Origin of the sequence: Deinococcus arboris (genome assembly GCF_009755355.1) — a bacterium.
GTDB lineage: Bacteria > Deinococcota > Deinococci > Deinococcales > Deinococcaceae > Deinococcus > Deinococcus betulae.
Genome location: NZ_WQLB01000006.1, coordinates 72,260 through 92,715, shown reverse-complemented (window position 1 = coordinate 92,715; position 20,456 = coordinate 72,260). Strand labels below are relative to the sequence as shown.

The 20,456-nt window shown below is 65.1% G+C and carries 19 protein-coding genes; 9 read left to right on the top strand and 10 right to left on the bottom strand.

From position 1 onward, the window contains the following. The first annotated feature begins 12 nt into the window (after positions 1 to 12). Both GO986_RS06430 and GO986_RS06425 read left to right on the top strand, forming a co-directional pair. The gene (locus GO986_RS06430) at positions 13 to 978 is read left to right on the top strand and encodes a sugar-binding transcriptional regulator (protein ID WP_369409199.1); all 966 of its coding nucleotides are present in this window, start codon (positions 13 to 15) and stop codon (positions 976 to 978) included. Between the two features lie 111 nt (positions 979 to 1,089). After that, positions 1,090 to 2,217, top strand: a complete 1,128-nt coding sequence (locus tag GO986_RS06425; protein WP_157458457.1) for an HD domain-containing phosphohydrolase — start codon at positions 1,090 to 1,092, stop codon at positions 2,215 to 2,217. Positions 2,218 to 2,223: 6 nt separating this feature from the next. On the opposite strand, the gene GO986_RS06420 is transcribed toward GO986_RS06425, so the two are convergent. From GO986_RS06420 to GO986_RS06410, 3 genes are read right to left on the bottom strand one after another with little or no spacing between them, the layout of a single operon-like run. Continuing rightward, the gene (locus tag GO986_RS06420; RefSeq protein ID WP_369409198.1) at positions 2,224 to 3,108 is read right to left on the bottom strand and encodes an N-acetylglucosamine kinase; all 885 of its coding nucleotides are present in this window, start codon (positions 3,106 to 3,108) and stop codon (positions 2,224 to 2,226) included. A 13-nt stretch (positions 3,109 to 3,121) separates the two neighbouring features. After that, the gene (locus GO986_RS06415; protein ID WP_157458456.1) at positions 3,122 to 3,994 is read right to left on the bottom strand and encodes a ParB/RepB/Spo0J family partition protein; all 873 of its coding nucleotides are present in this window, start codon (positions 3,992 to 3,994) and stop codon (positions 3,122 to 3,124) included. After that, positions 3,991 to 4,767, bottom strand: a complete 777-nt coding sequence (locus GO986_RS06410; protein WP_157458455.1) for a ParA family protein — start codon at positions 4,765 to 4,767, stop codon at positions 3,991 to 3,993. Before GO986_RS06410 ends, GO986_RS06415 begins: the two co-directional genes overlap by 4 nt. 687 nt (positions 4,768 to 5,454) lie before the next feature. Between GO986_RS06410 and GO986_RS06405 the strand changes: the two genes are divergently transcribed. Beyond that, positions 5,455 to 6,861 (top strand): replication initiator protein A, encoded by a 1,407-nt coding sequence (locus GO986_RS06405; protein WP_369409197.1) that lies wholly within the window; start codon positions 5,455 to 5,457, stop codon positions 6,859 to 6,861. 62 nt (positions 6,862 to 6,923) lie between these two features. Here the strand turns inward: GO986_RS06405 and GO986_RS06400 are convergent, their stop codons facing one another. From GO986_RS06400 to GO986_RS06370, 7 genes are all read right to left on the bottom strand, one after another. Further along, positions 6,924 to 8,045, bottom strand: coding sequence for a type 1 periplasmic-binding domain-containing protein (locus GO986_RS06400; RefSeq protein ID WP_157458454.1), 1,122 nt, complete (start codon positions 8,043 to 8,045; stop codon positions 6,924 to 6,926). A gap of 62 nt (positions 8,046 to 8,107) precedes the next feature. Continuing rightward, positions 8,108 to 8,623, bottom strand: coding sequence for a phage tail protein (locus GO986_RS06395; protein ID WP_157458453.1), 516 nt, complete (start codon positions 8,621 to 8,623; stop codon positions 8,108 to 8,110). 7 nt (positions 8,624 to 8,630) lie between these two features. Beyond that, complete coding sequence (locus GO986_RS06390; RefSeq protein WP_369409196.1) at positions 8,631 to 9,152, bottom strand: phage tail protein; 522 nt, start codon at positions 9,150 to 9,152, stop codon at positions 8,631 to 8,633. Positions 9,153 to 9,166: 14 nt separating this feature from the next. Further along, positions 9,167 to 9,676 (bottom strand): phage tail protein, encoded by a 510-nt coding sequence (locus tag GO986_RS06385; protein ID WP_157458452.1) that lies wholly within the window; start codon positions 9,674 to 9,676, stop codon positions 9,167 to 9,169. 9 nt (positions 9,677 to 9,685) lie between these two features. Further along, on the bottom strand, positions 9,686 to 12,319 hold the full coding sequence (locus GO986_RS06380; RefSeq protein WP_157458451.1) for a VcbS: 2,634 nt from the start codon (positions 12,317 to 12,319) through the stop codon (positions 9,686 to 9,688). 11 nt (positions 12,320 to 12,330) lie between these two features. Further along, positions 12,331 to 13,347, bottom strand: a complete 1,017-nt coding sequence (locus GO986_RS06375) for a hypothetical protein (protein ID WP_157458450.1) — start codon at positions 13,345 to 13,347, stop codon at positions 12,331 to 12,333. Between the two features lie 545 nt (positions 13,348 to 13,892). Beyond that, positions 13,893 to 14,414, bottom strand: a complete 522-nt coding sequence (locus GO986_RS06370; RefSeq protein WP_157458449.1) for an RrF2 family transcriptional regulator — start codon at positions 14,412 to 14,414, stop codon at positions 13,893 to 13,895. Positions 14,415 to 14,587: 173 nt separating this feature from the next. On the opposite strand from GO986_RS06370, the gene GO986_RS06365 reads away from it, so the two are divergent. The 6 genes from GO986_RS06365 to GO986_RS06340 all read left to right on the top strand — a co-directional run bounded on the left by GO986_RS06365 (position 14,588) and on the right by GO986_RS06340 (position 20,407). Beyond that, positions 14,588 to 15,568, top strand: a complete 981-nt coding sequence (locus GO986_RS06365; protein ID WP_157458448.1) for a sulfate ABC transporter substrate-binding protein — start codon at positions 14,588 to 14,590, stop codon at positions 15,566 to 15,568. 4 nt (positions 15,569 to 15,572) lie between these two features. Next, positions 15,573 to 16,418, top strand: coding sequence for a sulfate ABC transporter permease subunit CysT (gene cysT / locus GO986_RS06360; protein WP_369409195.1), 846 nt, complete (start codon positions 15,573 to 15,575; stop codon positions 16,416 to 16,418). Further along, positions 16,415 to 17,227, top strand: coding sequence for a sulfate ABC transporter permease subunit CysW (gene cysW, locus GO986_RS06355; RefSeq protein WP_369409194.1), 813 nt, complete (start codon positions 16,415 to 16,417; stop codon positions 17,225 to 17,227). The genes cysT and cysW overlap by 4 nt, the downstream gene beginning before the upstream one ends. Continuing rightward, entirely contained in the window at positions 17,224 to 18,210 is a 987-nt protein-coding gene (locus GO986_RS06350; protein ID WP_369409193.1) for a sulfate/molybdate ABC transporter ATP-binding protein, read from the top strand. Before cysW ends, GO986_RS06350 begins: the two co-directional genes overlap by 4 nt. A 134-nt stretch (positions 18,211 to 18,344) precedes the next feature. Further along, a complete protein-coding gene (locus GO986_RS06345; RefSeq protein WP_157458446.1) occupies positions 18,345 to 19,745 on the top strand; it encodes a selenium-binding protein SBP56-related protein in 1,401 nt (466 codons plus the stop codon). An 8-nt stretch (positions 19,746 to 19,753) separates the two neighbouring features. After that, positions 19,754 to 20,407: a hypothetical protein gene (locus GO986_RS06340; protein ID WP_157458445.1), complete on the top strand. Its 654-nt coding sequence runs from the start codon at positions 19,754 to 19,756 to the stop codon at positions 20,405 to 20,407. Positions 20,408 to 20,456: the final 49 nt, after the last annotated feature.

Sequence of the window (20,456 nt, the reverse complement as noted above, 5' to 3'; positions counted from 1 at the left end):
ATGCTGCGGGACGTGACAGAGGCGCTCCGGGACGACCAGGCCGCACAGGCGGCGCAGGTGGCCCGCCTGTATTACCACCAGGGCCTGACCACAGAGGCCATTGCCCAGGAACTGCGGCTGTCGCGGCCCAAAGTCAGCCGCCTGCTCACCTACGCCCGCCGCAGTGGTCTGGTTGAGATTCGCATTCACGATCCGCATTCCGCGCCGCAGAGCTTAGAGGCGCAGTTGCGCGCCCGCTATCCATTCCTGACGCCCCACGTGGTCCCGGTGCCGCCGCACAGCCCCGAAGCGGTCTGGCTGGAACGGGTGGCTGTGGCCGCTGCGCGGCTGCTGGACCAGACCCTGCGGCCTGGGCAGGTGCTGGGCCTGGCCTGGGGCACCACCCTGGACGCCGTGTCGCGTATGTTGACGCCGCGCCCGCTGGCCGGCTTGCAGGTGGTGCAGCTCAACGGCAGTGCCAGCGCGCTGGACTTTACAGACGGCTTTGTCACTGACACCATGACGCGCTTTGCTGGGGCTTACGGCGCGCGCGCCCACCTGTTCCCGGTGCCGACCTTTTTTGACGACCCCGCCACCCGCGCCGCCATGTGGCGCGAACGCAGCGTGGGGCAGGTGCTGGCCCTTCAGGCCCGCGCCGATGTGCGCCTGTATTCGGTGGGGTCGGCCCATGCACAGGTGCCCAGCCATGTCTACGCGGCCGGCTACCTCAGCGGGGCAGACCAGCAGGCGCTGTTGGCGCAGGGGGTGGCCGGCGACATTGCCACCGTGTTTTTCCGCACCGACGGCACCTGGACTGGGCTGCCGATCAACGCGCGCAGCAGCGGCCCAGACCTGGGCACCCTGCGCGCTGGGCACTCGGTCTGCGTGGTCAGTGGCCTGGGCAAAGTCAGGGCCCTGCGCGCCGCCCTGGCGGGTGGCCTGATGACGACCCTGGTGGTGGACGACCGCACCGCCCACGCCCTGCTTCAGGAGGGGTGAGGATGGGCCAGCGGCCTCGACCATTCAAGCAGGACCGTTGCCCGCCACACCCATCCTCACGGTCAAGCTCTGCACGAAAGCTGAAAGACCCGTTTTCCTAGACTCTTTGCCATGAGCGCCGACTTCCTCTCCTCGCCCCCTGCTCTGTCGCGCGAGGACACCGCCCGTGACCTCCTGCAACTGACCCAGCTGGCCCTGGCGGCGCCGTCCCTGGCGGCCGGCGTGACTCCAACGCTGGAGAAGCTGGTCAGCGAGACGGCGGCGGTGGGGTCGGCCTATTTTCAGCTGGAAGGCCGGGAGCTGGCTTACCGGGTGCGCGCGGCCACGGGCGAGATGCCTGCCACACCCGGCATGCAGGCCATTGCGGCCCACGGGCTGCCAGCAGGCACACCGCTGCTGCTGGCCCTGGAACAGACGGCGGGGCCTCTGTTCTACGATGACACCGCCGCCAGCTCTGACACAGCCGGCTTTCCCGAGTTGGGGGTGGCCAGCGTGGCCGCCGCGCCGGTGCGCACCCGCGACGGCCGACTGCTGGGCGCTTTCCTGATGCACACCCTGACGCCGCACACCTGGCGCAGCGAGGAAGCCGCGCTGTTCACCATGGTCTCGGGGACGATTGCCGCGCTGTCGGGCCGGCTGGTCGCCGAGGAACACGCGCGGCAGGCGCATGAAGCCGCCCTGCGCGCCCTGGGCCTCGCCCTGGAGGCCCGCGACGGGGAAACGCAGGGCCACACCGACCGCGTGACCAGTCTGGCGCTGCGCGTGGCGGCCCGGCTGGGCTGGGAGCCAGAACGCCTGGAAGCGCTGCGCTGGGGCGCCTACCTCCATGACATTGGCAAGATTGCGGTGCCCGACGCCATCTTGCTCAAGCCGGGCCGCTTGACCGAGGCCGAATGGGTGGTCATGCGCTCACATGTGGAGGCCGGAGGCCGCTTTGCCAGCGCCTTGACCTTTTTGCCCGGAGCGGCGCTGGACGTGATTCAGGACCATCATGAGCGATGGAACGGCGGCGGCTACCCGGCGGGCAAAGCGGGCGAGGCCATCAGTCTGGAAGGCCGCGTCTTCGCCCTGTGCGATGTCTACGACGCCTTGACCAGCCACCGCCCCTACAAGCGGGCCTGGACCCACGAGGAAGCGGTGGCCGAACTGCGCGCCCAGGCGGGCCAGCAGTTCGACCCAACCCTGGTAGAGCTGATGATCGCCGTCACCGAGACTTCAGAAGACTCTCTCCTCGCGTAGAAGGCCCTAAGCCAGCCGGCTCTCGGCGTAGCGCGCCGCCGCCTCTGCATGGTCGCGCTGCTGCACCGCCACGCCCGGCAGCGCCCGTCCCAGCGCCGCCATAAATCGACCAGACATCCGCAGCGCGCCACCGGTGGCGGTGACCGGCAATACACCCACGCGCGCCTGAACACGCCGGGCCAGGCCAGCCAGCGCCTGCGCGGCGTCTTCCAGCATGGTCTGGGCGGCTGGGTCACCTGCGTCGGCGGCGCGGCCTACAGCAGGAGCCAGGCTGGCCACAGCACCTGCACCTGGGGTGTCGTAGGCGAAAGCGCGCAGTATGTCCCAGTCCAGACCACCGGTCACGGCCGCCACCTCTTGGGCTAGAGGTGTGGCAGGCACCAGCCCTTCGTCCAGGGCGTCCGTCACCCAGCGCAGGGCGGCGCGGCCCAGACTGAAACCGGCCCCATCGTCGCCTATGCGGTAACCGCGGCCACCCGCCCGCCGCACCTCGCCGCCGCGCGTGACGTGATAGGCCACGCTGCCGGTGCCCGCATACAGCAGCACGCCCGTTCCAGGGGCCAGGTGTGCGCGGTAGGCCAGGTCCAGGTCGCTCTCGACACTCAGCTGTGTGCGGGGCAGGCCCAGGGCCTCGGCCAGTAGCCCGGCCACCAGTTCGGCCTGGGGCGACGCAGCGCTCAGACCTGGGACGCCAGCGTGCAGGCGTTCAGGCCGGGCCGGCAGGGCCTGCCGCAGCGCCTGCACGTTGGCCTGGCCCTGTGGCGCGGCCAGCAGGGCAGCCGTCAGGGGCGGTGTACGCCCCGAGGCCACCACGGCTCCACCGCGCAGCAGCGCCCATTTGGTCGCGCTGCCTCCGGCGTCCAGCCCTAAACTCAGACCAGCGGCAGTCACAGGCGACCGAGGCTCACGCCTCGTCCTGGGTCAGCAGGTCCTGCAACTGCCGCAGTAGTTTCTGCACCTTGGCACGGCGGCGGTCATCCAGACGACTGAGCACGCGGCGGTCCCGCAGCTGACGGGCAACCAGCTGACCCAGATCCGGCTCGGCATCCTGTCGGCCGGCCACCTGTTCACGCAGCTGGGCCACGGTGGCCCCCGCCAGCGCCCCTTCGATCAGGTGGGCCCGGTCAACGGCAGGCGCGCGGCCAATAATCAGCGCCTTGCGGTAGTCCAGCCCGGCCCGCACGGCAATCTGCACGTCTTCAGGCAGGTTCAGGAGCGCCGCGCGGTTGCGAATAAAACTGCGCCACGATTCGCGGCCCAGGGCGCCAAAGGCGGTGTCCAGCGCCGCCACCAGAGCCGGATCGGGATCGCGTTCCAGGGCAAACAGCCGGGCCACGGCCGCGTCTTCGGGAACATTTAGGGTGGCGGCCGCGACCTGCACCTTGGCGCGGACCTCTTCCATCACGTTCAGGTCCTCGCGCTGCAAATTCTCGACCGCTGCCGCCAGCCGGGCTTCCAGGTCGCTCAGGCGCCGAATCAGCACCGGGAGTTCGTCCAGACCCGCCTGCTGCGCGGCCCGCCAGCGGCGCTCACCTGCCACAATTTCATAGGCCCCTGACGGTAATGGACGCACCAGGAGAGGTTGCAGCACGCCCTGTTCCCGGATGCTGGCGCTCAGTTCGGCCAGGCTCTCGGTGCTGAAGTGAAGACGCGGCTGAAACGCCCCCGGCGTCAGCTGATCGGTGGGCAACGTCGTCGTGGCTGGCTGCGCCAGGGTGTCTATTCCAGGCACCAGGCCACTGAGCCGTGACCCAATAACGGGCCGCGCCTTTTTCATGCCGTGGCCCCTTCAATCTGCACATTGAGGCCCGCCGCATGGGCGATCTCCGCGCTGGCCCGCAGCACATCGCGGTGAACAGGACTGCCAGGCGCATAGACGCCGACTGGCTGGCCCGCACTGGCACTGTCATTCCACACGGCGCCCCGATCAGCAATAGGGCTGGCCAGTGGACTGAGCAGCTCTTTCAGGGCCGCGTACGCTTCCCGGTCATGAGAGCGCCGGGCGTCGTAGAGGGTCGGGACATACAGCGCCACGGTGAGATCGGGGCGCAATTTGCGGTACGTAGCCATTGCCTCCCCGAGCCCGGCCAGCGCATTCATGCCTTTTTGCCGAGTAGGCACCGGCACAATCAGATGGTCAGCCGCCAGTGCGCCAAGTATAGACAGCTGCCCCAGACTGGGCGGGCTGTCAATGAGGACGACGTCGTACCGGTCGGCCCATTTCGCCAGCGCCTGCCGCAGGTGCAGATGAGCCCCCACCACACCCAGCATCTGTCCCTCGGCCAGTGCTAACGACACGTCACTGGGCACCACATGCAGCCCGTGAACTTCAACGGGCGGCGGTAAATCATCTCCGCGTGTGGCGGTGTTGTAGACCGTCTGATCGCGGGTCACGCCACTAACGCCCAGCCAGTCCGTGAGATTGGCCTGCGGGTCAAGATCAATCAGAAGCACGCGTTGTCCGGCAGCCGCCAGCGTGTAGCCGACGTCGCGGGTCAAGCTGGATTTCATAACCCCGCCTGCGTGATTAAAAAGCGTGAGAGTCCGCATTGCTGCTCAGATTAGCGCGCCGGGAGGGAGTTTGCTCTCAAACGCTGAGTGTGCTCGTCACGTGACGAGCAAAAGGGTTATGGGTATCGGACATCTTGCGCCGTTTTTGAAACCTTGGCAGGAGGCAGAGGGGAGAAGAAAAGACGGAGGAGGAGAAAGTAGGCTGAGATTATTATGCCATTAAACTATAAATTATACTATTTTTAGCTATAAACATTAAAACTACCTATCGGACATCTTGCGCCATTTTGAAATAGGCTCATATCGGACATCTTGCGCCGTTTTTCGGGAAATACCGTACCAGACAGGATTAAGATGTTGGCTTTTCCTTGTCAGAGAGGGTATCGGACATCTTGCGCCGTTTGAGTCGCAACTATCGGACATCTTGCGCCGTTTGGCCGCGTGCATATCGGACATCTTGCGCCGTTTTCTTACTCTACCTATCGGACATCTTGCGCCGAAACTATCGGACATCTTGCGCCGTTTGGCCACGACTATCGGACATCTTGCGCCGAAAACACCCCAAAACTATCGGACATCTTGCGCCAAACTATCGGACATCTTGCGCCGTTTGGGCACTTTTTTCTGCTCCTGGCGCGGGTCGGGTTGGGCCGCTTGTGGTTGTCAACATATATCTTTTAAAAGAGATAAAAACATCTAAAAGAAAAACAACAACAGGGGGGGGCAGTGGCAGACAAGGGCATCAGACACTTTGACGAACTCAACATCGCTCGGTTGAGTCTCATCAGCGTGCAGGAACGCATTCCGGCTGACTACCGTGATTGGAGTGTGGAGCTCGAAGATGGCGACCGCCGTTACCGTGTGACCTGCCAGGCCCTCCCCGAGTACGGCGTACCCCACGGCATCGACACTGACATCAGCGCAGCTCTGGTCAACCTGTACATTGACCAGGGTTCACTCGGCGACGGCGTCGTCACCTGTACGCCCTATCAGCTGCTGCAAATGGCAGGCCTGGATACCAGCGGCCGGTACTATTCGGCTCTGGATGAAAGTCTAAAAAGACTGACCACCACCACATATTTTATTTCGGAAGGGTGGCGAGATCACCCTCGCGGCCGCTGGACCAATGTGAATTTTCGGTACATTGACCGCATCGAATTCACTTCGGGACAGGCCGACCGGCTGGACGCCACCAGTGTGCTGCGCATCACGCTGCCGCAGGAAATTGCCCGGAGTGTGCGGGCTGGGTTCCTCAAATCACTGGATCTGTCGTTCATGCAGACCCTTCGCCGTCCCCCAACCCGCGCGCTGTACCGCCTGCTGGATGCCCAGCGCCGCGACCCTGAAAATCCAGACGCTGTGGCGATGGCGTATCAGGTGGGCCTGATGGAATGGGCCGAGGCCTGCAAAATCGTGACTGACCGGCCCAGCATGGCTCAGCGTACGCTGGACGCTGCCCACGAGGAATTGCTGGAAAAAGGGTTCCTTAAGAGCGTGGAGTACGTGGGACGCGGCAAAAAGAAAGTGCTGCAATACACCTTCGGGGAGGCGTTTATTCCGCCGGACCCTGCGCTGCTCCAGGAACTCGCTGACCTCGGCGTGACTCAGACACGCGCTCTCCAGCTGGTGCGTGAGTACGGCGAGGTGGCGGTGGAAGACGCTGCAGGGCGCTGCAAAGCTATTCTGGCTACAGGCTACAAGCCCCGGTCCAGACCCGCCTTCTTTGTAGATGTTCTCAAGCATCCGAGTAAATACGTTGTGCCTGAAGGGGTCATGCCGCCTCAGAAACCGGCCCAGAAGGCTCAGCGAAGTAAAACAGCGATACAGCCCCAGCCTACCCTGTTCGAAGGGCCTTCTGGTGCCTCTGAAGAGGAAATTGACGAGGATGCCCGTTTGAGGGCGCAACCCAGAGCCAAACAGGTGGAAGAAGTGATGCGGACCCTGACTTTCCTGTTTCGCAACGATCTGAAATTGCAGGAACTGGATACTCTGCGTCTGGCACTGGATGAGCAGTTGGAAGACCCGCTGGAGATCAAGGCCTGGGTCATTAAGGGAATCAGTAGTGGGCAAAAGAGTGCCATTGTGCGCGACCTTCGCACGCGATTGAGTCTCAACTTCCCCCGGTCCAACTGAGCGACAAAAGCAGGAGGCGACGCACCGAATGTTCTGCGTCGCCTCCTGCCTTTGGGCTGGCTTTAGCCTGGAAAGGCGTGGGGAAAAGCGAACAGATGACCACTGCGCAGCTCACCAGAAGCCAGGGCTGCGGCGTGGGGTCGGTTCGTCATAGGCTGGGCCGCGCGGCCCGATGTGTGCAGGGCCAGCGGCGCGCTGAGGTGCCCGTCAGCCGTCACAGAGAGCGCGCCGCGCAGACCAGCAAACTGCTGGGCACTCAGGGCGGCTATCAAGGCCACTGGGCTGGGCTGGGGCAATTGCGCGGCGCTGTGGGTCACCCAGAGCCCGATATCGTGGCCTAGCGCCGCCGCTGGGTGCGAAGCGTGAGGCCCAACGGCCCTCTGAAAGCCACCCCACAGGGCGCTGCCTGTGTCAGTCACAGTGCTGATCCGCTCGGCTGGCGCCGGGGTGGCACTGAGAGCAGTGGTGCTGACGGTCAGGCCTGCCACCCGTACGGCGCGCAGGAGGGCCGACGCGTGACGCTGCGCCGTGTCCTGAATGTGGAGGTGCTGCGCGCCTGAACTTTGCGCCCTGTGAATCAGATCGCGCTGGTCTGCTGCCGTCTCGATCAGGCCGCTGCCACTCAGAGTGCCGCCCGCCGCCAGCAGACCCCGACTGAAGGCCAGGGGCAGGTCGTATCCGCTGTCCTGCTGGCTCATGAGCAGGAAAGTGGGCAGGCGGCGCTGGGCCAAGGTCTGTCCCAGCAGCCACTCGGCTTCCCAGGCGTGCAGGGTGGCGGTCAGCAGGCCGGGGCGCCCGGCCATGCGGGTGGGCGCCACGCCTGCACCGGCGGCCACGGTGGGAAGGCCAGCCAGAGGCAGAACGTCCGACAGCAGGTCGGGAAGGCCGTCGCCCAGGGTCAGCAGCAGGTCGGGGGTGCCTTGCAAGACCTCCTGTGCAGCCCGGCGCAGCTGGCTGGGGCGCGGGCCACTGGCCGCAACCTGCAGGACAATTCTGGTGGTGTCCAGAGACGAGCGCAGCCCTGCTAAAAATGCAGCGGTAAAGCCGGGTACGCTGTCATGCTCGGGCACCAGGGCCGCCAGATGCAGGGGGCGCACGGCCACAGCGCGCGCCTGGCCAGATCCGAACAGAGCGGGCACCAGGGCAGCGGCTTTCAGGACACTGCGGCGGGAAGGTGGGGTCATAGCGGCCAGCGGGGAAGGGCAAACATGAATTCTCCTCGGGGATGAGACTCAGACGAAAGGGTTCAGGGCCGCTGCGGAAAGATGCCCTGAAGCGCAATGATGAAAGTGATGGTCAGGTAGGGGGGCATGTTGTTGTGAGGCTGGGCCGCCCCGGTGACGCTGACGCTGCTGGGGTTCAGGACAGTGGCTGGTGTCTGAGGTGCATAGGCGTTGAACTGCACGCTTCGGGCCAGGGAGCGGTCGGCAGGCACTGGGCTGGTGGCCGGAATGTCAAAGGCATTGACGGTGTGGATGTGGGCTGGCATCTCCTGGCTCAGCAGGGTGACGGCTGCGCTGCCACCTTGCTCGCCCAGTTGATGGAACGAGAGCCCCGGTCCCTGGCCCGGCGCCATAGGACTGGCGGCCTGGAGGTTGGGAAGGGCAAAGGTGGTGCGCCCATCGCCCCCGTAGGTGGTGCCAAGCAGAGAAAACAGCGCTGTGTTCTGTGCAAGGGGCAGGAGCTGACCGTTACACAGGGCCCAGCCACGGGGAGCGAAGTTGCCTGCAAACATCTGAATTTCGCCTAGAAAAGGTTCCATGACTGCCTCAGCCCTGAGACGGGTAAATCCCGAAGAGCGAAATGATGAAGTTGACGCACAGATACGGCGACTGATTGGAATGCGGCTGACTGCCGCCGCTGACCCCAATGGTCTGGGGACTCAGGGTCTTTGGGCGCCGGCCAGTGCCGGCATACAGCTCGCCGGCCTCGGGCTGCGCCAGCAAGGCGCCGGCAGTGACGCCGCCTCCGGGTGGTGCAGTCTGAGAGCTGGCCTGCAGGGCGTGACCATGCACCGGCATCTGCGTGCTATTCAGCGTGACGGTTTCGCTGCCAGTGGTCTGGCCCAGCGCCAGGGTGTTGCCCTGCTGCGTGCCTACATGCACCGGCAGGCGGCCCCGCAGGTCCGGGACGGCAAAGTTTGTCTGCCCGTCGCCTCCATAGGTCGTGCCGATGAGGGTATAGAGCGTCTCGTACTCCGAGATAGTCAGGAGGCTACCGTCACAGAAGGCCCAACCGACAGGAGCGAAGTTGCCGCCAAAGAGCCTGATTTCTCCTATAAAAGGTTCCACAGCATCTCCGTATGTTAAGAGCGAGAAGGAAAGATGCCCTGCAGGGCAATGATGAAATTTAGGGCCAGCACAGGCGGCATGTTGTTGTGCGGCTGACTGCCTCCCGCCGGCGAGAGGGTGGTGTTGGCCAGGGCGCTCAGCGAGCCGCCACTGGTGACGTACAGAGGGGCACTGGCCAGGGCTGCGCCGTCGGGCAGGGTGGTGCTGGCCGCCTGAGACGACGCCTGCAGGCCATGGGTGTGCTGAGGTAATTCGTTCTGACTCAGCGTGTGGGTGGGGGCGCCGCCGGTTTGTCCGACAGTCACCGTCAGGTTGCCCTGAGTACCGAAGTGCAGCGGGACACGCCCGCGCAGGTCGGGGAGGGCGAAGGTGGTGCGGCCGTCGCCGCCGTAACTGGTGCCCAGGATAGCGAACAGAGCCTGGTTCTGGGCGATAGGCAACGTCTGCCCCTGGCAAAAGGCCCAGCCTTTAGGCGCAAAGGGGAAACTGCAAATCTGGATCGTACCGATGTAGGGTTCTTGCATGGCTGTCCTTTAGGGTGTTGGCACAGCGCAGGTGCCGGCGGCAGCGCCACCGTCCACAAAGACTGTAGTGCCTGGATTCTGGCCCTGAAGGTAGTTCCGGGCGTTTCCGGTGAGCCCCTGAATCTGCATGGGCGTCCCCGAGGGAATCCACAGATAAAGACCATCGAAGTCGAGACCAGGGGGGCCGGACAGCACATTCCCACTGGCATTGAGGCAGACCTCTGTGCTGATGGTCGCCTCGCCGTCCTGAACCAGCGCGCCTTCGAGGGCGTTGCCTGAAGACGTACTGGCGCGGTTGCCGGTCATGGTCACGTCGGCCCGCGCGCCGCTGGCCAGGGCGTACCAGGCCAGGCCGTGGGCACTGAAGCCCGTCACAGTATTGCCGCTGGCACTGGCGCGCAGCGTCCCCTGTCCCCTGACCAGGCCCCGGATACCGATGGTGCTGCCTCTGCCGGGGTCCAGCGTAATGGTGTTGTTCTGCGCGATGAACTCGTCGGTCTGGGCCGCCGCGTGGGCTGTCGAGACACTGAAGCCGCTCCCGTCTGAGGTGAGGTTGTTGACTGTGTTGTCGATCAGCACCGTGCGCGAAGCGCTGGCCGCCGCCTGCTCGACACTCAGGGCCGCCTGGGCATTGCTGGTGAAACTGCTGTTGCGGACCGTTAGCAGGGCGCGTCCAGTTTCATTGCTGGTCGTCCTGGCCAGAAGGCCGTTTCCCCTGTTGTTCTGAATATTCAGGCGGTCGAGGGTGACGGTGAGGGTCTGATTCTGTGGCGAGATGGAGACGCCGTGGTTTGCCGCTCCCTGAATGGTCCCGCCTGAGCCCGCCGTGCCGGTGCCCGTGACGCTCAGGGTGCCGCCTACGCCCGTCAGCAAGGCGCCTGAAGTCGCCGAGTTGTTAGAGTTCAGGGTGTCCAGGGTTGCCGTCAGGGTGCCAGTGGTCAGGTTAAGGGCTGGACCAGCGGAGGCGCTGACGCTGGGCACGGTCAGGGTCAGGGTGCCGAAGCCCGTGCCGCTGACGCCGCCCGACGTGCCGCTGATGCTCAGGCCCTGAACAGCATTGTTCTGGGCCACCGTGAGGCCCACGCCGCCGCTGTTGCCGATGCTTGCTGGTTGCCCAGCCGCGGCGTATGTGACGCCCCCAATGGTCAGGGCCGCGCCCGCACCGATCAGGGTCTGACCAGTTTTCAGGATGAGGCCGCTGTTCTGCCCACTGGTCGTGCCGTTCCCCTGCGCCACATACAGGTAGTCTCCCGCTGCAGAAGCGTTCTGTGCCGCCAGCAGGGTGTTAAACGGTGTGGTCTGCCGCCCGTCCCCAGCCGCCCCAGTATTGTTGACAAACCAGACGCGCCCGCTGACATTCACGTCGGCGGTGGTGTCAGTGCTGCTGCATCCCTGGTTATCGGCCACCCGGTAAACCAGTTGGTCGGTGACCGCTGGGGCGCCGTCCCCAGCTTTGGACACGAACGTGAAGTCCCCACCCGCGTCCAGGGTGACGCTGCCACCCCGGCGACTGCTGCCACTGCCGAAGCTCAGTGCGGCGCCGTTGTACGTGCTGTAGGCGCTGGCCAGGCCCGCTGCCGTGTTGACGCTCAGGCGGGTATTGCCCGGCACGCCGTAGGCCAGGGCCACCTTTTTCAGAGCGATATTGCCGCCCAACTTGGCCAGACGTGCCGTGTTGCCAGCGGTGGTGGCCGAGCCGATAAATTGCCCTGTGGCCGTGTTCAGGCTGCTGCCGCAGAGGGTCATGATGGGCGTATTTGCCCCCAGCACCCCAGCGCGAACGGCCGCGTCGCTGCTTGCGCCCTGTTCCTCCACGCTCTCGGTGACGCGGGTGCGGCTGTCGTCCATCACCGCGAAATTCATACTGAACCGGAAAGGGTCATCAGCGGCGTTGGCCTGGAGGGGCAGCTTGACCGCCACCGTGACCACGCCGTCAAATTGTCCGGTAGCCGGGCTGGCCGGCAGTTGCCGGGTATTGATGGCGCCTTTTTTCCGGACCACGAAACCGTAGGGAAAGAGCCTCACCGTCCCGGCCGGGGCCACACTCACCTCATCCTCGGCAAACACCTGCAGGTCCTCGCCGCCCAGCTTGGGCCGCACGAGGTCCGTGGTACGGTCCAGGGTCATGGTGTGGGTGGGCAGGATGCTCTGGGCGATGGCTGGGCTGGCCGCGCTGCCGTCAAAGCGCTGCAGGCCACTGATGGCTGTCTCGCCGATGGTGCTGGCGGTGCTGGCGGCCACCAGCGTCAGGTTCTGACGGGCCACAGCGTAGGCGGCGCCGCCCGCCGCTGCATTTCGCACCCGAAAAGAAGCCGAGAGGTAGCGCATTCCGCCCGCGCCCCGCGTGCCCACGGTAAAGGAACTGGTCGCCAGCGGTTCAAGTTGAATGCCGCCGATATCGGTCAGGGCCTGCGACACGAGTTCGGCCGTAAAGCCGTCTGGGTCATTGAGACCCGAAAAGGCCAGTTGTATGGTGCCCAGCGGTGTGAGCTCGTGCGCGGGGGCCGGCGCGGGTTCGGTGGGTGAAGGGGCCGGGGCCGGCGTGCCCACCACGGGGGCCGGCGCAGCTTGAGGTGGGGCCGTCTGAGGCGCGGCGCAACTGCCCAGCACAAGAGCGCCCAGCAAGAGATGAACGTGACGCATAGAACCTCCGCTTAGGGGCACGAGTTGACGAGGTAAGACGCGGTGCCGGCGCCTGCCAGGCCAGCGGTCCGCACCTGACAGACCCGCCGTGACGGCAGGGTGGCCCCCGAGGCGTAAGCGCTGCCTGGCAGGAGGTTGACTTCTGTGGCGCCTGTTTCCACACCGCGCGCCAGAATGTTGGTGTCACTGAAGCTCTGCTCTTCCAGGCTCTGGGTGATGCGGGTGGCCGGGTCCTCAACCACCAGAAAGGTCATCTTGAAGGCCCAGGGATCGCGCTGACTGCCCTGCGTGGGGGTCTGGGCGTTGTCATTGGCCTGCAGCGGCACGCGCACGCTCAGGGCGACGCGGCCGTCATATTGCCCGGCCGCTGGATTGGCGCCCAGGGTACGGCCCCCGGTTCGCGTATGTGTCACGTAGCCGTAAGGGAAGACCGTCGTGACGCCCAGCGCCGCATAGGACGCGGCCGGCACGCCACCCTGCGTCAGATTGCCCGGCACCACCTCGGCCTCGGTTAGAACCTGAAGGTGGGCGCCGCCCGCCACGGTCACCACGCGCTCGGTGGCGGGTGCATATTCCACTGCGTGCGTGGGCAGCACCGTGCGGGCCACACTGGTCGGTACAGGCGCGCCGCTGAAGGTGGTCATGGACCGCAGGGCGGTGCCGTCCACGTTATCTGCCACGCCGGCCGCCAGAAGGGTGATGTTGCTGCGCGCCTGGGCTGATGGTGTACCGTCGGCCGCCGCGTTGCGCACCCGGTAGGTGGCCGTGATGTAGCGGGTGCCGCCGCTGCCGCGCACGCCTACATCCGTCACGCTGACGCTGAGGGGGGAGAGGTCCAGGCCGCCACTGTTTTCTTTAAGGGCCAGCGGGCGCACCTGTGAGGACGCCTGTGTACTGCCCAGGCCGTCGAAGCTGATTTCTACGAGCCCCAGGGGCTTTAAGGCAGCGGGCGTGGGCGCTGCCGCAGGCGCGCAGCCTGTCAGCAGGGCCAGTCCGGCCCAGGCGGCCCAGCGTTTACCGGCCTTCATAGCCGTCTCCGACCATCCCCGGCAGAATGGGAACTGAAATGACCAGAGTTAGGCTGGTCCAGGCGCCTAGCTCAGTCAGCTTCGGTGCCGTATAGGAAGGACACGGTGGGTGCGACGGTGAAGAGGACGTTTCGGCTTCTTGTGACATTCTTCATTGTAATCACACCCATCTACCAGAATGAAAGGACAGACACCTGACTCAGGCCAGTGGCCCTGTGTCGAAGTGAGGTCTGCGTATTCATGACCTGGAAAATTGGAGCGACAGTTTGAAAGTCTAAAGTGTCTGCTGCCACTCAGCCTTACGAAGAGGGCTTCTCTCCCGCTGCGCAGCATGTCCCGCTGTCTATCCTCTTGAATCTCCATCTCCCATGTCCATAAAGACCGCAGAGGACAATGCCTGAGGACGTCTGTGCTCGCCTTTACAGGAGTTTGAGGTGAAGTGGCGATCAGCCTTTTAGGGATAAGTCCACCGTGGAGTCGCAGATGGGATGGGGAGCGCCAACAATCAAGCCTGAGTGTTCGCCAGACAGGATGACGGCCGTCGGCTAGCCCGACGCCAGCACTTGAGCCTGGTCGCCCTCGAAAGGGCGGTGGAGCGCAGATTCAAATTGGGGATGCCAGAGATGTTTAAGGCAGGTGTCGTACGTGACACCACCCTGGACATCTCGCGCGAGGTCCGCAGCAGTGGACCTCGCCAGCACCTGATGCGTCGCGGCGCGCAGCTGCTCATAGACCCCCTGACGGGCCTGACAGCACTGGGCTGCCGCACACTGCGACGGCGCGCTGAGGCTCACGCACGACAGGGGCGCCACGGGCCGCTCCAGGCTGCGGACCACGTCATAGAGGGTGACCACCTGCGGCGCGCGGGCCAGGCGGTACCCGCCGCTGCATCCCTTTTTCGAGAGCACGACATTCCCCCGCACCAGGCTGGCCAGCACACGGACCATGAACGCCCGGCGCAGGCCCGTCTGCGCGCACAGTTCGGCCGCAGTGATCCACCGCTCCGGATGGGCGCCCAGGTAGCCGACGGCCTGAAAGGCGTAGACATCAAGGCTCAGGAGACGCATGCCCCACTCTAACCTCTTCTCGCAAACAGTTGACAACTTTGGTCAACTAAGACATGGTGTGAGGCAGCAGCATCTTCTTTCATGAACCTCTTGCTTTAGCGCTTGGCACGACATCTAGGTCGCGCCTCTCTGCTGTCAGCTCTCGACCAGCCTTCACCTCGCAAGGAGAACCCATGAAACCCCTGTTCCTCACGGCTCTGCTTCTGACCTCTGCGGCCACGGCGGCCACCGTCACCATCCTCAACGTCTCGTATGACCCCACCCGCGAGCTGTATCAGGACATCAATGCGGCCTTCGCCAAGCAGTGGCAGACCCGAACGGGCGACACGCTGAAGATCAATAACTCGCATGGGGGCAGCGGTTCTCAGGCCCGCAGCGTCATTGACGGGCTGGAGGCCGACGTTGTCACCCTGGCGCTGGCCTACGACATTGACGCAATTGCCGACAAGGGCCTATTGCCCGAGGCCTGGCAAAAGCGCCTGGCCTACAACAGCAGCCCGTACACCAGCACCATCGTGTTTCTGGTACGCAAGGGTAACCCCAAAGGCATTAAGGACTGGGGCGACCTGGTGAAGCCCGGCGTGCAGGTCATCACGCCCAACCCCAAAACCAGTGGCGGCGCACGCTGGAATTTTCTGGCGGCCTGGGGCTGGGCCCAGAAGAAACTCGGCGGCGAAGCTGGCGCCAAGGACTACGTCACCAAGCTCTTTAAGAATGTGCCCGTGCTGGACTCTGGGGCGCGCGGCAGCACGACGACCTTTGTCGAGCGCGGCATTGGAGACGTGCTGATCGCCTGGGAGAACGAGGCGCTGCTGGCCACCCGTGAACTGGGCGAGGGCAAATTCCAGATTGTGGTGCCCAGCGTCAGCATCCTGGCCGAGCCGCCGGTCACCTGGGTGGACAAGAACGTCGCCAAGCACAAGACGGAAAAGGTCACCAAAGCCTACTTGCAGTTCCTGTTCAGCTCAGAAGCGCAGGAACTGATCGCCAAAAACTACTACCGCCCCCGCAGCCAGGAAGTGGCCGCCAAATACGCCGCCCAGTTTCCCAAGGTGAACCTGTTCAGCATCGCGCAGTTTGGGGGCTGGCGCGCGGCCCAGAAGAAATTCTTTGCCGACGGCGGCGTCTTCGATCAGGTGTACACCGGACGCTGAGGGCGTGACCACCGTTCCCGCCGTTCGGCAGGCCCGCAGGCATGTCCTGCCGGGCCTGAACCTCACCCTGGGGTACGCCACGCTGTACCTCAGCCTGATCGTGCTGATTCCCCTGGCCGCCCTGGTCTTTAAAGCCGCTTCCTTGGGCGTGGACGGCATGTTAGACGCGGTGAACACGCCGCGCGTGCTGGCCGCTTTGCGGGTGTCCTTCCTGACGGCGCTGGCGGCTTCGCTCATCAATCTGCCGATTGGGCTGATTCTGGCCTGGACCCTGACACGTTACCGTGTGCCCGGCCAGCGCTTTGTGGACGCCCTGATTGACCTGCCGTTTGCGCTGCCCACAGCGGTGGCGGGGATCACCCTGACCACCCTGCTGGCACCCAACGGCTGGCTGGGCGCACCGCTGGCCGAGGCCGGCCTTCGCCTCGCGTACACCCCGGCGGGCATCGTCATTGCCCTGATTTTCATTGGCCTGCCGTTTGTGGTGCGTAGCCTACAGCCGGTCCTGGAAGACCTGGGCCCGGAACCCGAAGAAGCGGCCCTGAGCCTGGGGGCCACCCCCAGCCAGACCTTCTGGCGCGTCACGTTGCCCGCCCTGTATCCGGCCCTGCTCAGCGGCTTTACGCTGGCGCTGGCCCGCACCATTGGCGAATACGGCTCGGTCGTGTTTATCAGTGGCAACCTGCCCTTTAAAACAGAAATTGCGCCGCTGCTGATCGTCGGCAAATTGGAACAGTTCGACTACGCGGGTGCCGCCGCTGTGGCCGTCGCGATGCTGGTCATCTCTGTGACGCTGCTGCTGCTGGCCAACACCGCGCAGGCCCGCCTGGGCCGCCGGGGCGAGCGGTGAAGCTCGCCCGCTGGTGGCCCACCTTTATGGTCGGCCTGACCCTCCTGCTGGTGGGACTGCTGCTGGTCCTGCCGCTGTCGGTGGTGTTCCTGACAGCTCTGCGCAGTGGCCTGGGGCCTTACTGGCAGGCGCTGCACACCCCAGACACCCTGGCCGCCGTGCGGCTGTCTTTGCTGACGGCCCTGATTGCCGTGCCGCTGAATACCCTGTTCGGGGTCAGCGCGGCCTGGGCCACCGCCAAGTTCGACTTTCCGGGGCGCAGCCTGCTGCTGACCCTCATTGACCTGCCGCTGGCTATTTCGCCCGTTATTTCCGGGCTGGTGTACGTGCTGCTGTTCGGCCGTCAGGGCTGGCTGGGCCCCTGGCTGGAGGCCCACGACCTCAAGATCATCTTTGCGCCGGCCGGGATCATTCTGGCCACCACGTTCGTGACCTTCGCCTACGTGGCGCGGGAGCTCATTCCGGTCATGCAGGCTCAGGGCCGCGACGATGAGGAAGCGGCCCTGACCCTGGGCGCCACCGGCTGGCAGACCTTTACCCGCGTGACCCTACCCAATATCCGCTGGGCGCTGCTGTACGGCGTCATCATGTGCAACGCCCGCGCCCTGGGCGAGTTTGGGGCGGTGTCGGTCGTGTCCGGCAAGATTCGCGGCCTGACCAACACCCTGCCCCTGCACGTCGAGATTCTTTACAACGAATACCAGACAGTCGCGGCCTTCGCTGTGGCGTCGCTGCTGGCCCTATTCGCCCTGATCACCCTGGCCGTCAAGGCCCTGATTGAAGCCCGCATCGGGAGAGCCCACACGTGAGTATTGACGTCACCCACATTGGCAAGCAGTTTGGCACCTTCACCGCCCTGGCCGACGTGACCCTGCATGTCCCCGACGGACAACTCGTGGCTTTGCTGGGCCCTAGCGGCAGCGGCAAAACCACGCTGCTGCGGGTGATCGCCGGCCTGGAGCACCCCGACACCGGCCGCGTGCACCTGACGGGCCAGGACGTAACAGACGCCGGCCCCGGCGACCGGGGCATCGGGTTCGTGTTTCAGCACTACGCCCTGTTCAAGCATATGACGGTGTTTGAGAACGTGGCGTTTGGCCTGAGGGTCAAGCGCGGCGCCGCTCGCCTGCCCGCCGCCGTGATCCGGGAGAAAGTCATGCGGCTGCTGGGGCTCGTGCAGCTGGACTGGGCGGCTGGCCGCTACCCGTCTCAGCTCAGCGGGGGTCAGCGGCAACGGGTGGCCTTGGCCCGCGCCCTGGCCGTCGAGCCCCGCGTGCTGCTGCTGGACGAACCGTTCGGGGCGCTGGACGCCGCCGTCCGTCAGGAACTCAGAGACTGGCTGCGCCAACTGCACGACGAGATTCACCTCACGAGTGTCTTCGTGACCCACGACCAGGCCGAAGCGATGGAAATTGCCGACCGCATCGTGGTGTTTAATGCCGGCCGCATAGAGCAGGAAGGCACCCCGGCTGAGGTCTACGACGCCCCGGCCACGCCGTTTACCTACCGCTTTCTGGGCCGCGCCAACCTCTGGACACAAGACCAGCAGACCGAGGTGCTGGTGCGGCCTCAGGACCTGACCCTGCACGCGCAGCCCGCCGCCGACAGCCAGGCGGGCACCATCTCGCGGGTGCATGTGGTGGGCCATGAGGCGCGCATTGAGGTGCAGCGGGCAGCCAGTCTGCCGCCGCTGGAACTGCACCTGCCGAAAGCGGCCGTAACCGTGCAGGTGGGCCAGCCGGTGCATGTCACGGCCCAGCACACTGCAGCGTTCGCTCGGCCAACCAAGTAGAGCTCGCCGGCAGGGCGGCTCTTTCGCTGCTCAGGGGCGCCTTTCGCCTCCTCCCAGCTGTGCGGTCATCCCCAAAGTAAATTTGATAACTTTTGTCAACCATCCTTGCAGGGCCTTTTCAGACAGGAGCTTCCATGTCGTCACGAACCTTCCGGCCAGACCCCACGTTCTACCCGTCGCCCAGCATGGCCCAGAGCGCGCCGCGCGAAACCCTGGCCTACGTGGTCGAGATTGACGCCACCGGCCGCACCCCAGACGCCCTAGTGGTCCTGGACCTTGACCCGACCTCCCCCACCTACGCACAGGAGGTGGGCCGCCTGGACATGCCCAATCTGGGCGATGAGCTGCACCATTTTGGCTGGAACGCGTGTAGCGCGGCGCTGTGCCCCACCATGCCCCACCCCCACGTAGAGCGGCGTTACCTGCTGGTGCCGGGCCTGCGCTCTTCGCGGCTGTACATCATCGACACCAAACCTGATCCCCGGCAGCCGACGATCCACAAGATCATCGAGCCGCAGGAGCTGGAGGCCAAAACGGGCTATAGCCGGCCCCATACGGTGCACTGCGGCCCCGACGCCGTGTACATGAACGCCCTGGGGTCGCCTTCGGGCGACGGACCCGGCGGCATTTTTGTGCTGGACCACACCACTTTTGACATCAAAGGCGCCTGGGAAAAGAACCGTGGGCCGCAGCACCTCTCCTACGATTTCTGGTGGCACCTAGGGCACGACACCATGCTGACTTCCGAGTGGGGCACACCGAACATGGTGGAACAGGGACTGAATCCCGAGATTCTGCTGGCGGGCGGCTACGGCCACAGCCTTCATATCTGGAACCTGCGCACGCGCGAGCATGTCAAAACCCTGGATCTGGGCGCCGAGCAGCAGATGGTGCTGGAACTGCGCCCCGCCCACGACCCCCGGCAGACCTACGGCTTTGTGGGCGTGGTGACCAGCCTGGCCGACCTTTCGGCGTCTGTATGGCTGTGGCATCTGGACGGCACCGAATGGAAGATTCAGAAGGTGATTGAGGTGCCCGCTGAACCGGCCGACCCCGCTGACCTGCCGCCGCTGCTGCAGGGGTTTGGGGCTGTGCCGCCCCTGATTACCGACATCAATCTCTCGCTGGATGACCAGTTCCTGTATGTCTCGTGCTGGGGCACTGGCGAACTGCGGCAGTACGACGTGAGCAATCCGTTCGAGCCGCGCCTGGTGGGCTCGGTACACCTGGGCGGCATTGTGCGGCGCACCGGCCACCCCCGCTCGGATGAGCCGCTGACCGGCGGGCCGCAGATGGTGGAAGTCAGCCGGGACGGGCAGCGCGTCTATGTCACCAATTCTCTGTACGCGTCTTGGGACGACCAGTTCTATCCAGCGGGAATTCGGGGCTGGGCGGCCAAACTGGACGTGCAGCCTGGCGGAGGCCTGACCCTTGATCCTGACTTTCTGGTGGACTTTGGGGAGAAACGGGCCCACCAGGTGCGCCTGCAAGGCGGAGACGCCTCGTCCGACTCATTCTGTTACCCCAACCCCTGAGTGCCGGCATGAACGATGCGGTCACCTGGCCCGCGCTGCTGCTCCTCGGCGGCCTGCACGGCCTCAACCCCGCGATGGGTTGGTTGTTCGCCGTCGCACTGGGCCTGCAGCAGCGGGCGCCAAAGGCAGTCTGGCGCGCGCTGCTGCCTATCGCGCTGGGCCACGCGCTTTCCATTCTCCTCGTGCTGGTGCTGGTGGGGCTGGCTGGCCTGGTACTGGACAGCTTGGTGCTGCGGTGGGTGGGTGCAGGCGCCATCCTGGCATTTGGGGCCTACAAACTGCTGCGGCCCGACGCCCATCCCCGCTGGGTGGGCATGAAAGTCGGCTTCCGCGACCTGACGCTCTGGTCGTTTCTGATGTCGACCGCCCACGGCGCCGGGCTGATGCTGCTGCCGCTGGTGCTGCCATCTTCCGGGCACGCAGGTGCCCTGCACCATGCCGCTCACAGCGGCCACCTGATGGCCAGCACGGCGCCCGTCTGGGCTGGGCTGGGCGCAGTGGCCGTACACACGCTGGGTATGTTCACCGTCATGGCCGCTGTGGCGCTGCTGGTCTACCACTACGTTGGCCTGACCATTTTGCGTCAGGCGTGGGTCAACCTGGACCGGGTCTGGGCCGCTGCCCTGCTGGCAGCTGGCACAGCGACTCTTCTGTGGCGCTGAGCCTGATGTCCTCTGTCATGAAGTCACACCAACGCCAACCACGCCATAT

What these genes read in the sequence shown, in the direction of transcription:
- GO986_RS06415 (WP_157458456.1), bottom strand. Translation starts at nt 3,994, where the DNA reads ATGAAAAAGGCGCGGCCCGTTATTGGGTCACGGCTCAGTGGCCTGGTG.
- GO986_RS06370 (WP_157458449.1), bottom strand. Translation starts at nt 14,414, where the DNA reads ATGCGTCTCCTGAGCCTTGATGTCTACGCCTTTCAGGCCGTCGGCTAC.
- GO986_RS06385 (WP_157458452.1), bottom strand. Translation starts at nt 9,676, where the DNA reads ATGCAAGAACCCTACATCGGTACGATCCAGATTTGCAGTTTCCCCTTT.
- GO986_RS06340 (WP_157458445.1), top strand. Translation starts at nt 19,754, where the DNA reads ATGAACGATGCGGTCACCTGGCCCGCGCTGCTGCTCCTCGGCGGCCTG.
- GO986_RS06365 (WP_157458448.1), top strand. Translation starts at nt 14,588, where the DNA reads ATGAAACCCCTGTTCCTCACGGCTCTGCTTCTGACCTCTGCGGCCACG.
- GO986_RS06395 (WP_157458453.1), bottom strand. Translation starts at nt 8,623, where the DNA reads ATGGAACCTTTTCTAGGCGAAATTCAGATGTTTGCAGGCAACTTCGCT.
- GO986_RS06425 (WP_157458457.1), top strand. Translation starts at nt 1,090, where the DNA reads ATGAGCGCCGACTTCCTCTCCTCGCCCCCTGCTCTGTCGCGCGAGGAC.
- GO986_RS06345 (WP_157458446.1), top strand. Translation starts at nt 18,345, where the DNA reads ATGTCGTCACGAACCTTCCGGCCAGACCCCACGTTCTACCCGTCGCCC.
- GO986_RS06380 (WP_157458451.1), bottom strand. Translation starts at nt 12,319, where the DNA reads ATGCGTCACGTTCATCTCTTGCTGGGCGCTCTTGTGCTGGGCAGTTGC.
- GO986_RS06375 (WP_157458450.1), bottom strand. Translation starts at nt 13,347, where the DNA reads ATGAAGGCCGGTAAACGCTGGGCCGCCTGGGCCGGACTGGCCCTGCTG.
- GO986_RS06410 (WP_157458455.1), bottom strand. Translation starts at nt 4,767, where the DNA reads ATGCGGACTCTCACGCTTTTTAATCACGCAGGCGGGGTTATGAAATCC.
- GO986_RS06400 (WP_157458454.1), bottom strand. Translation starts at nt 8,045, where the DNA reads ATGACCCCACCTTCCCGCCGCAGTGTCCTGAAAGCCGCTGCCCTGGTG.